Here is an 18,593-nt window from a genome sequence, read left to right on the forward strand (position 1 = left end):
GGGTCGAACCACTCCCGGTCCGACCGGCGGGAACCACCACGACAACCACTTCTGCACACAACCAGCCCTCGTCACCGAGGACGATCGGAGGACCGCACGATGCAAGGCAAGATCGATGTCCACCAGCACCTGCTCCCGCCCCGCTACTTCGAGGCAATGGCAGCGGCAGGATCGAAAGCGATGGGGGCCGGCGCCGTGTCCGGCGCGCAGGGGGATGCGCAGGCTGCGACCGGAGGGTCCGCGCAGTGGGACCCGTGGGGTGCGAGCGGCGGGACCGCACCGCGACGAGGGCCCCGGGCCATCGGCGGCTGGTTGATGCCGGAGTGGAGCCCCGAAGCGGCGATCGCGATGATGGACGAAGTGGGGATCGCGACCGGGATGCTCTCGATCAGCGCACCGGGCGTGCACTTCGGTGACGACGCCGCGGCGCGCCAACTCGCCCGCGAACTGAACGACTACCAGGCCGAGCTGGTCCGGGAGCGGCCCGACCGGTTCGGGCACTTCGCGGTGCTGCCGTTGCCGGACTTCGACGGCGCGGTCGCCGAAGCCGTGCGAGCACTCGATGAGCTCCACGCCGACGGTGTGCTCCTGCTGTCGAACGCGCACGGCCGGTACCTCGGCGACACCGCCTACGAGCCGCTGTGGGCAGAGCTCGACGCTCGCTCGGCCGTGGTCTTCGTCCACCCCACCGCACCACCGATCCCGCAGCTGCCGGGGATGCCCACCGCACTGCTGGACTTCCCGTTCGACACCACCCGCACCGCCGTGGACCTCGTCGCACACGGAGTGTTCGACCGCTACCCGGAACTGCGTGTGATCCTCTCCCACGCCGGCGGGTTCCTGCCCTACGCCGCAAGCCGGTTCAGCGCCGCCGCGATGTTCAACCCGGGCACCACGCCGGAGCGCATCCAGGCTGGCCTGCGCAACTTCTACTTCGACACCGCCTTGTCCGTATCTCCCACGTCGTTGCCGTCACTGCTGGCGTTCGCGGAACCCGGCCACGTCCTCTACGGCAGCGACTTCCCCTACGCACACCCCGACTGGACCGCCCGCTTCGACCACGACCTCGACACCTACGACGGCCCCGGCGCAGAACGACTGGGTGAAGTGCACCGGACAGCCGCCGAACAGCTCTTCCCCCGCTTGGCGAACGACAGCGTTCCGAGGCGTCAATGACGGTGAATGGACTGTCGGGAGGGTGAGCGCGTTGTGGTCGGCATACGCCCTCACTCGTCTCGTCGGAGCATCCCTCTCCGACGACATCGCCGTGCCGCAGGCGCTTACCGCTCATCGTTGCCACCGGTGACGGTCGCGGCGTCCGATGACCCATCCCTCCGCGGGACGCAGCCACGCCGTCCGCGCTCGGCGCGCTGACCGGCTCGCTACTCAGAGGCTCGGGCGTTCCGTCGTCACTTGCTGGCTTCGTCGATCAGCGTCGTCAACACACTGCGGTTGATTGGTCCGAGGATGCGGGCGCTCACTCGGCCCTCCTCGTCGAGAACGATGGTCGCCGGCGTCGAGTTGGGTGCGTTCATACCGGAGAACGCGAGCTGCACGGCCGCGTCCTCATCGACGGCGTTGCTGTACGAGACGTCGTGCTCCTTCACGAAAGCACGCGCGGTCGCCGCCGAGTCCCGGACATCGACGCCGAGGAAGGTCGCCTGCGCGTGCCGATCATCGCTGACGGCTTGGAGATCCTTCGCCTCGATCCGGCAGGGCGCGCACGACGCGTACCAGAAGTTGAGGACGAGCGCCTTGCCGCGGTACTCGTCGGCGCGGATGACCTTGCCGTCGAGGTCGTGCGTTTCGAAAGTGACCGGAGCACCACGATCGTCTGCGGCGTACTCCGTGACAGCGCCGTCGCCCGAGATGTAGTTGTTCGTGTCACCGTCCCGGTACTGCTCGGCGAGTCCGTCGTTGCCGGTCGTACAGCCCGTGAGCGTCACGGCGACGCCGACCAACAGCGCAACACCCCAGACTCGAAGCACCCTCATGACGCCAGGGTACGCAACCTTGCGGGCAGAAGCGTGCCGCCCTCCCTCACCTCACGACGGGCCAAGGCCATCACGCAGCGAGCAGACGGAGAGGCTGTCGGACACTAGGCACCCGGGGCATGGGCCGTTGCGCGGTCGGGCAGCGTCCTTCGTTATGACCGTGATCTTCAATCTGACCGGAGTGTGTGACTCGGGCGTTCCGTCAACGATCCGGACAGTGGTGACTTCTCCGTGCCCGAGACCAATGGCGGGCAACAGCACAGCGTTTCGACACTGTCCGACCGCCGACCGTCGACCGTCGACCGCACCACGGCAACATCATCGGGTGGATCGTCCGCGTCCAAAGCTGATATGTACCTCGTCCGCGGCAACGCTGCCGTCCGGAAGCCGATCCTCTACCGCGCGTCGGGTGTGGGCGAAGATGCGGCGTTCTCGGCGGATGCGGCATCGTGGCCGCGGCTGCCTGTCACGAACCCGACGGCGCTCAGGAGGGCGCGTGTCTGGAGCGCGCGCATCGCAACGGCGTTCATCCTGATGCCCCATTGGCGTTTCGGAGCAACCATGGATACACGGCCCGGAAGTAGTTTCTGCGCTGCGGCGGCCCTGGGTCGCATGGCACCTTCGAACGTCTGCAGCGCCGCGGCCATCCGCGCTCCGGACGCATCTCCGTGCACACCGTGCTGGCGCAGTGCGCGTGCGAGTTCTGCTGCACCGCGAAGACCGAGTGCGGTCCCGAGGCCGCTGAGTGGGCTGGCGCACCACGCGGCATCACCGATGAGGACCACGCGTCCGTCGGACCAGGTGTCGGGTAGGAGGATCTGGTCGTACGTGTCGAGTGCGAAGTCCGGCGCGGTCCGTGCTGCTCGGAGGAACTCGGCAGCACGCCACCCGGTGCCGGCGAACACGTTGCCGAGGAGAGTGAGCTGCTCATCCCGATCGCGAGGCACGGTGGACGCCGCGAACGTCATCCCGACCTCTTGTTGACCGTCATGGCCGGGCCGAACGGTCAGGCCGCGACGACCCGGCTCGTTGTAGGACAGCGCCCAACCATCCAGCAGAGGCGTCTCGGGTTGCTCATCAAGGGTGAACCAGGCGTGCGCCAGACCGAGGGGCTTCCGGTAGCGGGACTCGGGGCCGAAGCGGAGTGCTCGCGTTCGGGAGTGCGTTCCATCCGCGCCGACGACGAGATCGAACGATCCCGAGCGCCCGGAACGAAAGCGCACATCGATCCCCTCGACCGCGTCCGTGAGGGCGTCGACCGTGTCCGCGAACCGGTGCACGACACCGGCCGCGCGCGCCTCGTCATGCAGGAGACGTGCGAGGTCGGCCCGCAAGAGTTCCTCGCGTGAGATGAACCCGCGACCCCCGAACGCCTCGACCGGCATCTCGGCCATCCGACTGCCGTCAGCGCGGATCCAGGCAATGCCGCGCTGCGGGATCAGGTGCTCGAGTGCGGCGCCGATGATCCCGAGGTCGACGAGGACCTGCCGCGAGTCGCCGCGCAGGTCGACGGTCTGTCCGCCGGTCCGGAGCGCGGGCGCAATCTCCACCACGGTGACCTCCCATCCGTCGCGGGCGAGACAAAGTGCGAGGGTGTCGCCGGCGATGCCAGCTCCGACGATGAGCGCGGTGGTCATGATGCTCCGTTCTTGCAACTTACGTTGCGTTAGTAGCTTGGAGCATACCTAACGCAGCTGGCTGTGCAATAGGGTGGAGTTATGCCAGAAGTTGCCGGTTCTCGTCGCCCTGGTGGGCGCACTGCTCGCACGCGGGAAGCCGTCCTCGCCGCGGTCCGGGCGACGCTTGCGGATCCTGAAGCAGAACTGACGGTGCCCGCAGTCGCGAACCGCGCCGGGGTGCACGCCACCACGGTGTACCGCCGGTGGCAGACAATCGAGTCACTCTTGCTCGACGTCATGGTCAGCGACGTCCGGCAGGCTTCCCCGGTCCCGGCGACCGGCGACCTTCGCGCCGACCTCACGGGGTACGTCGGCCGACTCCTCACAAGCCTCCGCGGGCCGCACGCGCTCGGGTTGCTGCGGGCACTCCTCGCCGCGTCGCAGGCAGCGCCGGATCTCGAGGCGGTCAGCGAGCTCGTGAAGCCTCGAATCGACGACTTCCAGGCGATGCTCGACGCCGCGGATGTCACCACGATCGACGGCATGGGGTGCATCGAACTCGTGATCGCACCGGCATACCTCTGGGCCCAGCTCGGCGCCCCACTCGACCCAGCCAAAGACACGGAACGTTTAGTGAGCACCGTGCTCCGAGCCGTCTAGGACCAACTGTCGCTGCCACCGGTTACTTCCCCCGGCGGCAAGCCGAGTTCGAGGACCCCGCACGCTCCATTGAGGTGAGCGCTGCCGTCGTCCGATAGGAATCGAGGCGAGACTCCCTCTCGGTAGCGAGCAGAGGAAGGGGCGCCCCCCGGCTGGCCAGGCGGCGCCCGTTGGGTCTGCGACTCGGGAGGCGCGACTAGCTGAGCAGTTTCGCGAGGAGTCGTTGGAGCTCTGTCTGCTCGTTCGGGTCGAGGCGGACGAGCCATTCGTCGAACTTCGCGGAGAGGATTTCGAGCGCCTGGTCGAGGGTCTTCAGTCCTTGCGGGGTGACGGCCAGGCGGTGCCGCCTGAGGTCGGTGGGATCGATCTCCCGGCGGACGAAGCCCTTGGCCTCGAGGTTCTTCAAGTACACGGTCACGCTGGGCTTGGGTAGGACGAGCCGAACGGCGAGCTCGGCGGGGTACGGGCAGTCGTCGATCTCGCCGAGGACGAAGAACTCCTTCGCCTCCAACCCGAGCGCCTCGATCTCCGGAGCGCAGTCGTTCATCACCCGGGTCAGCACCTGGTGGTTCAACGACCAGATCCGGGCGGCGCTGGAGTCGTGCATGAGGCCTCCGTCGTGAGTGGTACAGTTCTGTACTAGTTCCAAATGGAACGTTCGTAGTCTCGGACAACCTTGCCCGACGAACAGTCTACTCCGGGGCGTTCGGCCCCTCGGAAGTATCGGCCTCCATGTCGACCACGCACGACACCACCTTCTCCAACGACACCTTTGACCTCGCCGGCCAGCTGCACCTGCCGGACGGCTTCAGCGAGGGCCGCACCTACCCCGCGGTCGTCATCTCCACCCCAGGCAGCAGCGTGAAGGAGCAGATCGGCGCGAACTACGGCCGCCGCCTCGCCGACCGCGGCTACGTGGCCCTCGCCTTCGACCCGGGCTTCCAGGGCCAGAGCGGCGGCCAGCCACGCGACCTCGAGAACCCGGCAGCCCGGGTCGACGACATCCGGTTCGCCGTCGAACACCTCACGACGCTGCCGTACGTCGACAACTCCCGCATCGGCGCCCTCGGAATCTGCGCCGGTGGCGGCTACGCGGTCAGCGCGACCATGACCGACCAGCGCATCAAGGCACTCGGCACGGTCGTGCCCGTCAACATCGGTCGAGCCTTCCGCCAAGCCGACACCTCTTCCAAGGATTCCGCGATCGCGATGATCGACGCCGTCGGCGTCAAGCGCACCGCCGCAGCCGCAGGCGAGGACATCGACCGCGACATCTGGATCCCCGACACCGAGGAACAAGCGGCGGCGTTCGGCATCACCGACGTCGACACGCTCGAGGCCGTGCAGTTCTACCGGACCCCGCGCGGGTACAACGAGCACTCCACCAACCGCCGTTCCTTCACCAGTGACGCCATGATCCTCGGCTACGACGCGTTCAACCTTGTCGAGGAACTCCTCACCCAGCCCCTCCAGGTCATCGTCGGCGGCCGCCTCGGCACAACGTTCTCCTACTCCGACGGCCTGACCCTGTGGGAGAAGGCACCGAACGCCGTCGCCTTCCACGTCATCGACGGTGCCGGACACTACGAGCTGTACGACGACCCGACGTACGTCGACGAAGCAGTCGTCACCCTGGACGACTTCTTCCGCCAGCACCTCGACGGCTGAGTCGCCCAGGAGCAGCGCCGCGGGTGCCGAACCGCTGCCGGGGGACCGCTACGGCCGGCCGTGCGCCGGTCGGGCGTTCGGCGGCGGTTCTCCGATTTCCTGGATCGAGTGACCGGTACACGGCTGGGTAGTGACGCTCGCACGTTCGACACGAGCCACGGCGAACCAGCGCATCGCATCGCGGAGCTGGCACCACGCAACGAGGTACCACTGGCCGTTGGTCGAGGCGAACATCACGGGTTCGACGTCTCGGACCGTGCGGGCTCCGGTGCCCGAGACGTACCGGATCCGGAGAACTCGCTGCGCTGCCGTGCCGTGCTCGAGGGCGGACTGCACCGCGCGGGACGGTGCCCTGCTCGCGTTCACCCAGACGCGGTCGGCGAGCTCCACGGCACGGTCTCGCGTGACCGGATCGAGGACGTCGAGGATCTTCTGCATCCCGGCCACGGCGTGGTCCGCGTACGGGGCGTCGGGTGCAGCTGCGACGGCCGCCAGTAGCGCCGTGGCCTGCACGGTCGACAGCGTCACCGGCGGAAGCGACGCCCCCACGATGAGTCCGTACCCACCACCTGGGCCTGGACGAGACCAGACGGCGGTGCCACTGTCCGACAGTGCGGCGAGGTCCCGCTTGACCGTGCGGACAGACACTGCGAACTCTCGCGCAAGCCGATCAGCGGAGTACCCACGAGCGCCCCCGCGGCGCAGCATCTCCGACAGCGCGTGCAGACGCTCGGTGCGCTTCATCGAGAACGTCGCGAGATCATGTCAGAGATGGTGACACACAGTTGTCCGCACCGTCCCTGACGCTGGACGCATGACAACTTCGCCGCACAAGCCGTCCGTCATCTTCATCGCAGGCCACTGGCTCGGAGCCTGGGCATGGGACGCGGTCATCGACGAGTTCACGCCGGAGCGCTGGCGACCGGTGGCGATGACCTTGCCGGGCCTCGATCCCGACGACGGCGCCCGCGCGACGAGGACCCTCTCCGACCAGGTCGCCGCCATCGTGAGCCGCTGCGCGCAGTTCGGTGTGTCTCGTGATCAGCCCGTGGTGATCGTTGCGCACAGTGGGGCCAACGGGCCGGTGAGCATGTTCATCGACCGTCACGCGGACCTCGTTCGTCGTGTCGTCTGGGTCGACTCCGGCCCCAGCGCGGCCGGGTCAGCGTTCGCGGTCGACTTGCCGGACCACGTCGCGGAGCTGCCCCTGCCGCCGTTCGACCAGCTGGCCGGACAGGCGAGCTTGGAGGGGCTCAGCGCAGCGCACCTCGAGCGGTTCCGAGACCGGGCCGTGCCCGAGCCCGCCCCCGTCCTCCGAGAACCGGTCGAACTGCTGAACGAGGAACGCAAGGACGTGCCGACCACGCTGGTGTGCTGCTCCCTGTCGAGCGCACAGGTCCTGGAGCTCGCTCGCGAGGGGCACCCGATGTTCGCCCCGGTCGCGGAGCTCGACCGAGTCGAGGTCGTCGACCTGCCGACCGGACACTGGCCGATGTGGAGTCGCCCGCGCGATCTCGCGAGAGTGATCGCAGAGGCGGTCGCGGGCCCTGAACGCAGCCGCTGACGGACGGGAGGATCGGTGCCAGCTGGCGCCGGGCCTCCTGTCCGTCAGCCGACCGCGACGCGGTGGCGGTGTCGGAGGGCCGAGTCGTGCCCGGATCGTCGGGTCGGCTTCGACTTCACGACGCCGCAAACCACCCGAGCGACGACCACGACGAGCGCAACGGTGCCGACCGTCGCGGGAGCGTCCCGTGCACGGGGAGCGGTGCGAGCAGGAGGCTGACCATGCCGATGGTGGCGACGGTGGAGCGGAGCCCTGGGACTCCGCACCCGACGATGGCGAGCCACAGCTGCGATCGGGCTGACGGCATCGAGCAGTGCGGTGTCAGGCTCGCTCGCTTCTGGCTCCATCAAGTGCGGCACTCGATGAGCTGCCCGTGTTGCAGCTGGAGTCGACGTCCGCATCGCTGCGCAACGCGCTCACTGTGAGTGGCGATCACGAACTTGGTCCCTGCTTGCTGCAGCTGATCGAACAGGGCGAGCACGTCGTCTTCGGTCGTCTCGTCGAGTGCTCCGGTGGGCTCATCGGCAAGGACGACGGCTGGGCGCTTCGCGATGGCCCGAGCGATCGCGACGCGCTGCGCTTCTCCTCCCGACAGTCGTCGTGGGCGCTTGCCGGCAAGGTGACCGATGCCGACCGCCTCGAGGGCGTCATGTGCTCGGTCCGCCGAGCCGGCACGAGCAGGAACTCCGAGCCGGACGTTGTCGAGCACGCTGCGGTCGCCGAGCAGGCTGTGGTCCTGGGTGACGATGCCGATGTGTCGGAGCCGGTGGGCCGCCATCCTGGACGCGGAGCGCTCGAGCACATGCCCTTCATGGCCGTACGTCCCACCGAAGTCGGTGTCGAGGCCGGCAAGGACCCGGAGCAGCGTGCTCTTGCCCGATCCGCTGCGCCCGGTGATGGCTACTGACCGATCGTCTTCGCGAAGGTCGAAGTGCAGTCGGTCGAACAGTGTTCTGGTCGATCCGTCGGGCTCGGTGATCGTCTTCGAGACGTCGCGCAGCGTGATCATCGTGGGGTACCTCTTCGGTGTTGGGTGGTCAGTTCGACGCAGACGGCTCGTCGGCCGAGTGCGCCGTCCGCCATGCACCAGAGGAGCAGGGCCGTGCCGGCGCCGAATCGAGCCATCGCACTGTCGTTGGGGAGCACCGCGCTGGACGCGAGGAACAGCCCGAACGCGGCGGTGTACTCGGTGAGGCGGCTTGGGCGGAACAGTCGGCTCGTGTGGTCCGGGCTCTTCCCGAGGAGATGGTGCACGCGCGCGACTGGCGCTCGACGGTGGTGCAGGAGTCGGCGGAGGAACGCCGTGATGATGCCCGCGCCCGCGGTGAGGACGACGAGCAGCGCGGCGACGAGCACCAGGTTGTCCTGGATGAGCTGGCGGACGAGGGAGAGCTGCACGAGGTAGCTCGGTACTCCGAGCAACGTGTACGACCCGAAGCCGGTGTCGTCTCCGATCTCGTCGAGTCGCGCGACGACGCCACCGAAATCGAGGCTGCGATCGACGGCGAGGTCGGCGTTCAGTACCTGGAACACCAGGCGTCCGAACAGCTCGGGATCCAAGTCACGGTGCTGTCCCAGACGCTCGGCAAGCGTGAGGACGGGCTGCGCCTCGGTGCGGCGGACTACCGTGCGACGTCGGACCCCGCGACCTTCACCGAACTCGCCGGCCGCTTCGACCTCATCCTGTCGACGGTGTCCGCCCCGATCGACCTCGGCGCGTACCTCGGCCTCCTGCACGCCGAGGGGACCATGGTCATGGTTGGCATTCCCGACGAGCCGCTGCCACTGCACGCGTTCTCCCTGATCGCCGGCAACCGGGCACTGGCCGGTTCCATGATCGGCGGCATCGCCGAGACCCAGGAGATGCTCGACTTCTGCGCCGAGCACGGGCTGGGCGCGGAGATCGAGACCGTCACCGCGACGGACATCAACGACTCGTACACGCGGATGCTTGCGAGCGACGTTCGGTACCGGTTCGTCCTCGACGCCAGCACGATCTGACGCCCAGTCGGCCGTTCGCACCCGGGTCGGTGATCTGGACGAGTCCCCAGCGGGGAGTCGTTGCGCCAGGCGTGTTCGCATCCCCGGGCCGTAGTGTGGCGGCACGCGGTCTTCGACTGCTGGAGCAGGGCACGACCGGCCACTTCTGATCACAGCATCTGGAGTGACCCCCGTGGGCGCCGACCGCGAACGAAGACTGTTGCAGACCATCATCGCGCTGGTCGGCAGTGCCACCAGCTCAGAGGATCTCACCGGCCGACTGCAGCACCTGGTGGACGAGTCGGCGGCGTTGTTCGACGTCCACGCTGCCGGGCTGATGCTGTTCGGCTCGGACCACCGGTTGCAGATCACCGCCTCGGTGGGGCACCACAGCGGACTGCTCGAGCTCCTGCAGCTCGAAGTCGGCGACGGGCCCTGTCTCGAGGCAGCGCGGACAGGGAGCGTGGTCTCGATCCCCGACGTCCGAGTGGCCGAGCCGCGATGGCCGCACTTCTGCCGGGCCGCGGCTGACGCCGGGTACACAGCCGTCCACTCGATCCCGCTGCGGCTCCGGACCACCGTCATCGGATCGCTCAACCTGTTCGGCGAGTCTGCCGGCGCGTTCGACGAGGACGACCTCATCGCTGCGAGGGCACTGGCCGACATCGCAGCGGTCTCGCTCATGCAGCAGCGCACCATCGACGACGCGGTGACGATGCAGGGGCAACTGCAAGCAGCACTCGACAGCCGTACCGTCATCGAGCAGGCGAAGGGGTGGATCGCGAACCGGAACGGGGTGGACACCGCGACCGCGTTCTCCCTGCTGCGCGACCACGCGCGGCGGAACCAGCTCCCGCTCGCCGAGGTCGCCCTCGCCGTCCTCGCCGGACGGACCACCCTCGGCTAGTTGTACTCGGCCACGGCCACGGCCACGGCCACGGACGTTTCCGGCACCGCCCCACCCCAGCCGTTGAATCCGCCGAACACGACCCGCACCGGGACGGCCTGGGCCCGGTCGGTCACGTACCGGTACACGCCGCCGGGCCGTCCGAGCCACAGCACACGCGCCGGCGTCGCGGTCGTCGCCACTGTCCGGAGCTCGACCACGTACTGCCCGGAGGGAATCTGGAACTGTGCCGTCTGCTCGCTGTCGAGCAGCGTCGAGAACCGGGTCGAGAACGACGCACCGGTCGTCGCGTTCGTCACCGTGACGCGCGCGCCACTGAGCAACGGCGACGGGGTGCGGGACGCCGTGTCGGCGTAGACGACCAGGTCGTAGTCGCTGTGTGCGTAGTGCCTCGACAACGTCACCTGCGACGCTGGGAGGGTCCCGCGCTGCTGGTACACCCGGGTCTTCCAGACGGCGGGCGACGCCGTGCCGCTGGCGTAGGCCTCGATGCGGTACTTCCCGGTGCTCAACCCGACGAACCGGTACTGGCCCGCGCTGTCCGAGGTCGTCCGGAACACCTGCGAGGTGTCTTCGTTCCAGGCGTACATCAACCGTCCAGCAGCGGGACCCGAGGGGCCGACCACCCCGCCCTCCACGGTGGCGCCGATCACGAGCGGCACGGTGACCGCGACCGTCGTGCCGCCGCGGACCACGATGGCCGAGCGGAGTCCGGGGGCGTAGGTCTGCGTTCCGCGCGGCGGGAGTTGCCGTGTGGTGACCGTCACGGTGTCCGGGGCGGGGATGCCGGTGAACGTCGCGGTGCCGTCGGCATCGGTGGTGGCGGTCCCGACGACGGCGTCGATGCCGATCGCAGCGATTTCGACGTCCGCCAACCTGATCGGGGTGCCGTCCGGCGTCGCGAGCTGCACAGCGATCGTCCCCGACCCGGCCGCGGCCGCTGGCGGCGCCAGGCCGACCATCGCTGCTGCGGCAAGCGCCACGACCAGTGTCGTTCCCGTCATCAGTCGCATCGCGTTCCCCGCCCACCGGTCGTACCTTGCGGGGGACTGTACGCGTCGTGCGAGTGGTGGGGAAGGACGGCGTCCCGGTTGCGCACCAGGAACGTCGGCGTTCAGTACCTCGTTTCCGCGGCTTCTTGCACAGTGCGGTGCGCGCTCCGGAGCGTCGCGTGCACTACTGTCCTCGGCAGAGGGAAAAAATCCCGCGCTGCTCCGGCAGACGGGACCGCACACGCGTCTCACGGGAGTCGCCACTTCTTCATCGAAGGAGTGTGCCCGTGTCCGACACCATCGCCCGCCCGCCGTTCGACCCCGAACTGGCGACCTTCCTGGCGGCGCTCGAGGCCCAAGGCCCGTTCACCCTCACCGCTGAGATGTTGCCCCGCATGCGGCAGCTCGATGTGCCCGAGGACGTGGTCGACGAGCGCCTCCGTTCCCGCGGGTACCAGCGGCGGAACGTCACGGTTCCGGGGTACCACGGCGATCCCATCGACCTCGCGATCATCGACCGTGTCGAGCGCACCGGAACGACCGCGGCCGTCTACTCGATCCACGGCGGGGGCATGATGTTCGGCCACCACCTCGGGAACCTCGACTCGTTCGACGACTGGCTGCTCGACCACGACGTGGTCCTCGTCAGCGTCGACTACCGCCTCGCACCCGAGTACCCCGATCCGTACCCGGTGCAGGACTGCTACGCCGGTCTCGTCTGGGTGGCGGCGCACGCCGACGAGCTCGGCGTCGACCCGGCGCGGATCGTCATCGCGGGGCAGAGCGCCGGCGGCGGACTCGCGGTGGGGACGGCCCTGCTCGCCCGTGACCGGCAGGGTCCCGACCTGATGGCGCAGATCCTCGTGTCACCCATGCTCGACGACCGTGACGACACCGTCTCGACCCAGCAGATCGACGGCGTCGGGGTCGCCGACCGCCAGATGAACCGTTTCGCGTGGGACGCGTACCTCGGACCACGCCGCGCCACCCCTGACGTCTCGGAGTACGCCGCTCCGGCTCGTGCTGCAGACCTGTCGGCGCTGCCGCGCACCTACATCGACTGCGGCAGTGCTGAGGTCTTCCGCGACGAGGACGTCGCCTTCGCGAGCCGCCTCTGGGCAGCGGGGGTCGACGCGGAGCTCCACGTCTGGCCCGGTGCCTTCCACGGGTTCACGAGCATGGTGCCCGACGCCGCCATCTCGAGGACCGCGACCGCGGCCCTCGCGGACTGGACCCGACGACTGCTCGGCGATCCTTCGCCGATCAGTCGCGCAGCCGGGCGCCAGGACGGACCCGTGACGGGGGTGTCTCGGTAGACATCCCCACGAGCGGGACGGGAGGCCCGGTGCCAGCTGGCACCGGGCCTCCCGTCCCGGCCGGTGTCACCAGGCGATCAACGGACGAGCCGAACGGTCGTCCCGATCGGGCCGAAGCTCGACGTCGCGCCGTCGGCGACGAAACCGTTCCGGCGGTAGAACGAGTGCGCTCGCGGGTTGTCGGCCGCGACCCAGAGCGAAGCCGGACGGCCCTCGAGGACGGCGTCCAGGAGTGCCTGGCCAGCACCGCTCCCATGCGCGCACGCAAGCACGTAGAGCATGGTGAGCTCTTCCGGCCGGACCGCATCGGGTTCGGTCACGACCTGTGCCGCGGCGAAGCCGATGATCCCGATCTCGCCCTCGGCGATCAGGGTCGCGAAGGTCTCGTGTTCCAGGTTCGATCGCCACATCGTGATCCGTCGCTCGACGTCGAACCACGGGTTGGTGGCCGGGTCGTCCACGAACCGGCCGTACGTCTCACGCCAGGACGTGGTGTGGACGTGGGCGATGGACTCCGCGTCGTCAACGGTCGCGTGCCGGATCATCATGACGCCGGCCTCACGCCGCACTCCGCAGGTCCTGCACATCCCCGTCGGAGCACTCCGAGACTCCGGTGATGCTGTACCGCTGCGGGTACGCGTTGAATCCGATGGAGGTGACGGGCCCGTCCGCGCCCCGGATGCCGGTGAGCGGGTCTGAACCGCCGCTCTCGAACCGCTCCGTCGTGATCCCCTTGGACTTCCAAAGCTCCTCGACCGTACGGATGTCGGCCGCAGGATCGGTGCCGTCGGTGCCGCTCCGCTCCAGGACGTACACGAAACGGGCGCCGTCCCCACCGCCCGACTGGGTGCACACCTCGGCAGCGGGGCCGCGGTACACCGTCCACTCGCCGCCGACGGCGTCGGTCGACTCCTTGACGGCGTCGACGATCGACTTCTTCGCCTCGGACGGGTCCACTGCGTTGCCTCCAGGGGCGTTGCTGCAACCGGACACGAGGAGCGCCGCAGTCAGCATGACGCCGACACCGATGCTAGGGCGGGCGACGCCACGGAGTCCCGGCCGCCGGAGGAAGTCCGACGGGGCGGCTGCTCGGGTGCGTTCGTCGTGGCGGACCTGCCAGGCGTGTAGGTCGCCCTGGTGCATTCGTTCGATCGGAGCGGCGGCGCGCGGAGCGCCGCCTTGGACACGCAGAGTTGAAGCGGCGCTGGACGCTGCCTGCGCGAGCAGATCGGCTGCCGCGTCGTCGTACTGGACTTCCCCCACGGTGTTCCCCCTTGCGCCTGGTCCCCGGCGCCCCACCACGACTGTAGCGACCGGGCGCGCAGTGCGCACCACGGAACCGAGCCGCCCTTGTTCACCAACCGGACTCCCGCACATGGCAGGGTGGTCCGGGGCATAGTCGCCCGCAGCCCAGCCAGCCGCGAGCGGAGCACGATGCCACCACCCGACCTGATGGTCGTCACGGACCTCGACGGGACGTTCCTCGACCACCACGACTACTCGTTCGACGCTGCCCTGCCGATGCTCGAGCGGCTTCGCGCGGACGGCGTGCCGGTGGTGTTCTGCAGCAGCAAGACCCGGGCTGAGATCACTGCCCTGCAGCGGCGGACCGGTCTGGACGGGCAGGCGTTCGTCGCGGAGAACGGTGCGATCGTCGTCGGACCGGACGGCAACGTGATAACCGGAGCCGGCCCCGCGAACGCCGATCTCGACCGTCTCCGCGCAGCCCTCGACCGCACCCGAGCGGACCTGGACCTCCACTTCGCGACCTTCGGCGGCGAGAGCGACGAGGTCGTCGCCGCCTGGACCGGACTCGACCTCGAAGCAGTCGGCGATGCTCGGCGGCGCGAAGCCTCCGAAGTCCTGCTCTGGCACGCCGAGGACGACGACCGCGCCGACCCGTTCCGCGCGGCGCTCGCCGCGGCCGGCCTCGACCTCGTGCGCGGGGGCCGCTTCTGGCACGTCCTGCCCGCCGGGCGCGACAAGGGCACCGCGGTCCGCCTGCTCGTCGCCGACCACGAACGCCGCACCGGTACCGCTCCACGCACGATCGGGCTCGGCGACGGCCCGAACGACACGGCGCTGCTCGACGCCGTCGACCTGGCGGTCGTCGTCCGCGGCCACGGCCCGGCACCCGGTCCGCTCGCCGACGACCGACCCGAGCGCGTCCACCGCACAACCGCCCCCGGCCCGCAGGGCTGGGCCGAGGGCGTCTCCCGATTCACCACCCCGTCCGTCAGGAGCCACCGATGAGCGACTTCCACCAGAACGGCGTCATCACGACGTTCCACGACCTCGGCCGCCGCAGCACCGCGAGCATCGAGGACGACCTGCGGGGCTTCGCCGAGAAGCGGCCGATGAGCCTGATCCTGCCGGCGCTGTACTCGGAGCTCGAACGCCCGGCCCTGTCGCGGATCGTCGACGAGCTGGCCGAGGCCGACTGGCTCAGCGAGATCGTGATCGGGCTGGATCGGGCCGACCGCTCGCAGTTCGAGCACGCGCGGGAGTTCTTCGCACGGCTGCCGCAGCGGCACCGGATCCTGTGGAACGACGGGCCGCGACTGCGGGAACTCGATGCCGAGCTCGAGCGCGAGGGGCTCGCTCCCGGCGAGCCGGGCAAGGGCCGGAACGTCTGGTACTGCACGGGCTACGCGCTCGCGTCGGAGCGGGCCGAGTGCATCGCCCTGCACGACTGCGACATCACCACGTACGAGCGGGGCATGCTCGCGCGGCTGTTCTACCCGGTCGCCAACCCCGCGTTCGACTACGAGTTCTCGAAGGGCTACTACGCCCGCGTCGCCGACGGCCGGATCAACGGGCGCGTCGGGCGGCTGCTCGTCGGTCCGCTGCTCCGGTCGCTCCGCCAGGTCTACGGGGAGTCCGAGTACCTCGAGTACCTCAGCAGCTTCCGGTACCCGCTGTCCGGCGAGTTCGCGATGCGCGCGCACGTGCTGAACGGCCTGAAGATCCCGGGCGACTGGGGCCTCGAGATCGGCATGCTGTCCGAGGTCTACCGCGACTACGCGACCCGGCAGGTGTGCCAGGTGGAGATCGCCGACGCGTACGACCACAAGCACCAGCCCCTCGCCGAGGCCGACGGCACCGGCGGACTCGCCCGCATGGGGAACGACATCGTGCAGTCGCTGCTCCGGAAGCTCGCGACGATGGGCGTCCCGCTCACCTCGGACTCGTTCCGGGTGCTCAAGGCGACGTACTACCGGAACGCCCTCGACATCGTCGAGGTCTACCGGCACGAAGCGGAGATGAGCGGGCTCGGCTTCGACCAGCACGCCGAGGAAGCCGCGGTCGAGCTCTTCACCAAGGCGATCCTCGACGCCGGCGGCGCCTTCAGCGCGCGCCCGGACGACAAGCCGTTCATCCCGAGCTGGAGCCGGGTGCGCTCGGCGGTGCCGGACGTGCTCGAGCGGTTGCAGGATGCGGTGGAGGCGGACCAGCAGGACTGATCACGCGCCCTGGGCGCGACCGAAGGGCGGACGGGAGGCACAGCGAGAGCTGGCCACGTGCCTCCCGTCCGGCGGTCTGGCGCCGTTCTCAGGCCGCCGGTCGCGGCGCCCAGCCGAGTTGCGGACCCAGGCGCTCGGCGATGTCCGTGGTGATCTGCGCGTAGTCGTCCGGTTCGAACGAGAACGGCAGCGCGAAGGCGACCTCGGTGACCGCCTGGTAGCCGGCGTCGGCGCGCAACCGGTCCGCGATCTCCGCCGAGGTCCCGACGAGGTCGGCGGCGAAGAGCATCCCCGCGGGCCCCATCGGCACGCCGACGCGGCCCGAGCGGCTCTCGACGTAGGCGCGGTAGCGGGCCTCCTGCTCGCGGGTCGCCGTGTCGGTCGGGATGACGACCAGTCCCTGGGAGACCCGGGCGGTGCTGGGATCGGGGTGGACGTCGAGGTAGGCGTCGATCTGTGCGCGCTGGTTGGTGGCGAAGTCCGTGCCGACCTCGCTGCGCGTGACGCTCGAGGTGAGCAGGTGGAAGCCGTTCTCGCCGGCCCAGACCGCCGACTTCGTGCTGCCGGTGCCGTACCAGATGCGGTCGGCGAGGCCGGTGCTGTGCGGCTGGACGGTGCTCGCGAACTCCTCGATCCCTCGGCGTTCGACGGTGCCGGTCGCGGTTCCGGTTCCGGTCACCGCTTCTCCGCGCACGAGGGCACGGAAGCGCAGGAGTCGGTCGTTGCCGAGGTCCTCGTGCTCGGCGGTGTCGGGGTAGATCGCGTCGCGGTACAGGTCGAAGTTCATCGGGGTGCCGACCGAGAAGCCGGGGTTCAGCCGCCCGCCCAACAGCACGTCGACGGTGCTGAGGTCCTCGGCGAGCCGGAAGGGGTTCTCGGCGCCGATCGGCGTGACGGCGGTGCCGAGCTCGATCCGCGAGGTCCGCTGCGACGCGGCGGCCAGCACCGCGACGGGGGAGGAGATGCCGTGCTGCAGGTGCCGGTGGCGCAGCCACGCACTGTCGAAGCCGAGCGCTTCCGCACGCTCGATGACCCGGAGCGTGTCCTCGTGGCCCTCGGACGGTCGGGCGGGGTCGAACGACCCGATCGTCAGGAAGCCGAGCCGTTCCAGGGGAGTTCCGTCGAGGGGCATGCCTCGATCGTGCCAGACCACCGGGTGGCGCGGGGGTCCGGCTGGCAGGGTGGATCGGTGCACATCACTCTGGACTCCGCGACCGACGTCGTCACCGACATCCGCTTCCCCGAGGGCAACCGCTGGCACGACGGGCGGCTCTGGTACTCGGACATGCACACCGGCGAGGTCTTCTCGATGGACCCGACCTCGACCGCGGCTCCGCGCCTGGAGACCACGGTCGAGGGCCAGTCGTCGGGGCTCGGGTGGCTCGCCGACGGGCGACTCGTCGTCAGCTCGATGGAGTCCCGCAGGGTCGTCGCCGTCGACGATCGTGGCCAGGCGTCGGTGTTCGCCGACCTGTCCGGCGAGGAGTCGTCGCTCCTGAACGACCTCGTCGTCGACGAGGCGACCGGCCGGACCTACATCGGTGCCTTCGGCTACGACCTGTACGGCGGCGAGGAGCTCCGCCCCGGCCCGCTCTGGGTGATTGAGCAGGACGGCTCGTTCCGCCTCGCCGCCGAGGGGCTGGTGTTCCCGAACAGCGCGAACGTCCTGCCCGGCACCCGGACCCTCGTGGTGAGCGAGACGTGGGGCGGCCGGCTCACCGCGTTCGACATCGAGCCCGACGGGTCGCTGACCGGCCGACGGGAGTGGGCAGCGCTGCCCGGTGGCGTCACGCCGGACGGCAGCACGGTCGACCGCGACGGCGCCGTCTGGGTCTGCTCCGTCGACACGGGGGAGTTCCTCCGGGTCCTCGAGGGCGGCGAGGTCACGGACCGGATCGATGCGCCGGGGCTGTGCGCGATCGACTGCGCGCTCGGCGGCGAGGACGGCCGCACGCTCTACCTGGCGACGGCGGACAGCTACGACCCGGCGACGACGGCGCAGACGCGTGCGGGGCGGATCAGTGCGGTGCGGGTGGCCGTGCCGGGTTGGTGAGCGCGGCGAGGTTCCAAGATTCGGGCATCTCACGCGCCGCGGAGCCTGCCCGTCGAACCTCGGCGACGTGCACGCGGCATGTCATGGAACCTCGGGGAGGTGCCCCGGGCGTGGCTAGCGCGAACGTGCGGCGCGGCCGGCCGACCACGTCATCACGAGGGCCGCGATCCCCATCGCGATGCCGACCACGCCGGAGCCGAGGCACAGTGGCATCACGAGCCCGAGGCCGATGTTGGCACCCCCACCCTCCGGTCCGTAGTAGACGTCGGCCATCAGCGCGCCGACCCCGAGGAACCCGACGGCCAGCAGCGGCGTGCTGATCAGGTGGAACGTGCGTGCGGTGGTCATGATCGAGCCCTTCGTCGATGTGGTCGAC

20 protein-coding genes and 1 pseudogene are annotated in these 18,593 nt (G+C 69.5%); 10 read left to right on the forward strand and 11 right to left on the reverse strand.

Going from position 1 to position 18,593, the window contains the following annotated elements; all coding sequences use genetic code 11:
• The first annotated feature begins 99 nt into the window (after positions 1–99).
• Positions 100–1,176, forward strand: coding sequence for an amidohydrolase family protein (locus tag ACIPV1_RS12000; protein WP_402726441.1), 1,077 nt, complete (start codon positions 100–102; stop codon positions 1,174–1,176).
• Between the two features lie 233 nt (positions 1,177–1,409).
• Here the strand turns inward: ACIPV1_RS12000 and ACIPV1_RS12005 are convergent, their stop codons facing one another.
• Together ACIPV1_RS12005 and ACIPV1_RS12010 are read right to left on the reverse strand one after the other, a co-directional pair.
• The gene (locus ACIPV1_RS12005) at positions 1,410–1,946 is read right to left on the reverse strand and encodes a TlpA family protein disulfide reductase (RefSeq protein ID WP_402726442.1); all 537 of its coding nucleotides are present in this window, start codon (positions 1,944–1,946) and stop codon (positions 1,410–1,412) included.
• Positions 1,947–2,389: 443 nt separating this feature from the next.
• The gene (locus ACIPV1_RS12010) at positions 2,390–3,631 is read right to left on the reverse strand and encodes an FAD-dependent monooxygenase (RefSeq protein WP_402726443.1); all 1,242 of its coding nucleotides are present in this window, start codon (positions 3,629–3,631) and stop codon (positions 2,390–2,392) included.
• Positions 3,632–3,712: 81 nt separating this feature from the next.
• On the opposite strand from ACIPV1_RS12010, the gene ACIPV1_RS12015 reads away from it, so the two are divergent.
• Positions 3,713–4,273 (forward strand): TetR/AcrR family transcriptional regulator, encoded by a 561-nt coding sequence (locus ACIPV1_RS12015; protein WP_402726444.1) that lies wholly within the window; start codon positions 3,713–3,715, stop codon positions 4,271–4,273.
• A 196-nt stretch (positions 4,274–4,469) separates the two neighbouring features.
• Here ACIPV1_RS12015 and ACIPV1_RS12020 read toward each other — a convergent pair whose 3' ends face one another.
• Complete coding sequence (locus tag ACIPV1_RS12020) at positions 4,470–4,880, reverse strand: MarR family winged helix-turn-helix transcriptional regulator (protein ID WP_402726445.1); 411 nt, start codon at positions 4,878–4,880, stop codon at positions 4,470–4,472.
• A 125-nt stretch (positions 4,881–5,005) separates the two neighbouring features.
• Between ACIPV1_RS12020 and ACIPV1_RS12025 the strand changes: the two genes are divergently transcribed.
• Positions 5,006–5,941 (forward strand): alpha/beta hydrolase, encoded by a 936-nt coding sequence (locus tag ACIPV1_RS12025; RefSeq protein ID WP_402726446.1) that lies wholly within the window; start codon positions 5,006–5,008, stop codon positions 5,939–5,941.
• Between the two features lie 48 nt (positions 5,942–5,989).
• On the opposite strand, the gene ACIPV1_RS12030 is transcribed toward ACIPV1_RS12025, so the two are convergent.
• Positions 5,990–6,685 (reverse strand): helix-turn-helix transcriptional regulator, encoded by a 696-nt coding sequence (locus ACIPV1_RS12030; protein WP_402726447.1) that lies wholly within the window; start codon positions 6,683–6,685, stop codon positions 5,990–5,992.
• 70 nt (positions 6,686–6,755) lie between these two features.
• On the opposite strand from ACIPV1_RS12030, the gene ACIPV1_RS12035 reads away from it, so the two are divergent.
• Positions 6,756–7,505 carry an alpha/beta fold hydrolase gene (locus tag ACIPV1_RS12035; RefSeq protein ID WP_402726448.1) on the forward strand — a complete coding sequence of 250 codons (750 nt, stop codon included), beginning with the start codon at positions 6,756–6,758 and terminating at the stop codon, positions 7,503–7,505.
• A 346-nt stretch (positions 7,506–7,851) separates the two neighbouring features.
• On the opposite strand, the gene ACIPV1_RS12040 is transcribed toward ACIPV1_RS12035, so the two are convergent.
• Positions 7,852–8,514 carry an ABC transporter ATP-binding protein gene (locus tag ACIPV1_RS12040; protein WP_402726449.1) on the reverse strand — a complete coding sequence of 221 codons (663 nt, stop codon included), beginning with the start codon at positions 8,512–8,514 and terminating at the stop codon, positions 7,852–7,854.
• A complete protein-coding gene (locus ACIPV1_RS12045; RefSeq protein ID WP_402726470.1) occupies positions 8,511–9,065 on the reverse strand; it encodes a hypothetical protein in 555 nt (184 codons plus the stop codon). The genes ACIPV1_RS12040 and ACIPV1_RS12045 overlap by 4 nt, the downstream gene beginning before the upstream one ends.
• On the opposite strand from ACIPV1_RS12045, the pseudogene ACIPV1_RS12050 reads away from it, so the two are divergent.
• Both ACIPV1_RS12050 and ACIPV1_RS12055 read left to right on the forward strand, forming a co-directional pair.
• Positions 9,057–9,506, forward strand: a pseudogene (locus ACIPV1_RS12050) (zinc-binding dehydrogenase); the annotation flags it as partial. The gene ACIPV1_RS12045 and the pseudogene ACIPV1_RS12050 sit on opposite strands and share 9 nt — an antisense overlap.
• Positions 9,507–9,705: 199 nt before the next feature.
• Positions 9,706–10,392, forward strand: coding sequence for an ANTAR domain-containing protein (locus ACIPV1_RS12055; protein ID WP_402726450.1), 687 nt, complete (start codon positions 9,706–9,708; stop codon positions 10,390–10,392).
• Here ACIPV1_RS12055 and ACIPV1_RS12060 read toward each other — a convergent pair.
• Complete coding sequence (locus tag ACIPV1_RS12060; RefSeq protein WP_402726451.1) at positions 10,389–11,396, reverse strand: carboxypeptidase-like regulatory domain-containing protein; 1,008 nt, start codon at positions 11,394–11,396, stop codon at positions 10,389–10,391. The genes ACIPV1_RS12055 and ACIPV1_RS12060 overlap by 4 nt on opposite strands.
• Before the next feature lie 275 nt (positions 11,397–11,671).
• On the opposite strand from ACIPV1_RS12060, the gene ACIPV1_RS12065 reads away from it, so the two are divergent.
• The gene (locus ACIPV1_RS12065) at positions 11,672–12,700 is read left to right on the forward strand and encodes an alpha/beta hydrolase (RefSeq protein WP_402726452.1); all 1,029 of its coding nucleotides are present in this window, start codon (positions 11,672–11,674) and stop codon (positions 12,698–12,700) included.
• A 77-nt stretch (positions 12,701–12,777) separates the two neighbouring features.
• Here ACIPV1_RS12065 and ACIPV1_RS12070 read toward each other — a convergent pair whose 3' ends face one another.
• Both ACIPV1_RS12070 and ACIPV1_RS12075 read right to left on the reverse strand, forming a co-directional pair.
• The gene (locus tag ACIPV1_RS12070) at positions 12,778–13,248 is read right to left on the reverse strand and encodes a GNAT family N-acetyltransferase (protein WP_185021031.1); all 471 of its coding nucleotides are present in this window, start codon (positions 13,246–13,248) and stop codon (positions 12,778–12,780) included.
• 10 nt (positions 13,249–13,258) lie between these two features.
• The gene (locus ACIPV1_RS12075) at positions 13,259–13,843 is read right to left on the reverse strand and encodes a hypothetical protein (protein ID WP_402726453.1); all 585 of its coding nucleotides are present in this window, start codon (positions 13,841–13,843) and stop codon (positions 13,259–13,261) included.
• Between the two features lie 291 nt (positions 13,844–14,134).
• On the opposite strand from ACIPV1_RS12075, the gene ACIPV1_RS12080 reads away from it, so the two are divergent.
• Positions 14,135–14,953, forward strand: a complete 819-nt coding sequence (locus ACIPV1_RS12080; RefSeq protein ID WP_402726454.1) for an HAD-IIB family hydrolase — start codon at positions 14,135–14,137, stop codon at positions 14,951–14,953.
• Positions 14,950–16,164 carry a glycosyl transferase gene (locus ACIPV1_RS12085; protein WP_123939447.1) on the forward strand — a complete coding sequence of 405 codons (1,215 nt, stop codon included), beginning with the start codon at positions 14,950–14,952 and terminating at the stop codon, positions 16,162–16,164. Before ACIPV1_RS12080 ends, ACIPV1_RS12085 begins: the two co-directional genes overlap by 4 nt.
• Before the next feature lie 88 nt (positions 16,165–16,252).
• On the opposite strand, the gene ACIPV1_RS12090 is transcribed toward ACIPV1_RS12085, so the two are convergent.
• Positions 16,253–17,296 carry an LLM class flavin-dependent oxidoreductase gene (locus ACIPV1_RS12090; protein WP_402726455.1) on the reverse strand — a complete coding sequence of 348 codons (1,044 nt, stop codon included), beginning with the start codon at positions 17,294–17,296 and terminating at the stop codon, positions 16,253–16,255.
• A 57-nt stretch (positions 17,297–17,353) separates the two neighbouring features.
• Here ACIPV1_RS12090 and ACIPV1_RS12095 point away from each other — a divergent pair, with 57 nt between their 5' ends.
• Positions 17,354–18,217, forward strand: a complete 864-nt coding sequence (locus ACIPV1_RS12095) for an SMP-30/gluconolactonase/LRE family protein (protein WP_402726456.1) — start codon at positions 17,354–17,356, stop codon at positions 18,215–18,217.
• Between the two features lie 114 nt (positions 18,218–18,331).
• On the opposite strand, the gene ACIPV1_RS12100 is transcribed toward ACIPV1_RS12095, so the two are convergent.
• Positions 18,332–18,565: a hypothetical protein gene (locus ACIPV1_RS12100; protein ID WP_402726457.1), complete on the reverse strand. Its 234-nt coding sequence runs from the start codon at positions 18,563–18,565 to the stop codon at positions 18,332–18,334.
• Positions 18,566–18,593 lie beyond the last annotated feature (28 nt).

The sequence above is a fragment of the Curtobacterium sp. NPDC089991 genome (assembly GCF_044748425.1).
GTDB lineage: Bacteria > Actinomycetota > Actinomycetes > Actinomycetales > Microbacteriaceae > Curtobacterium.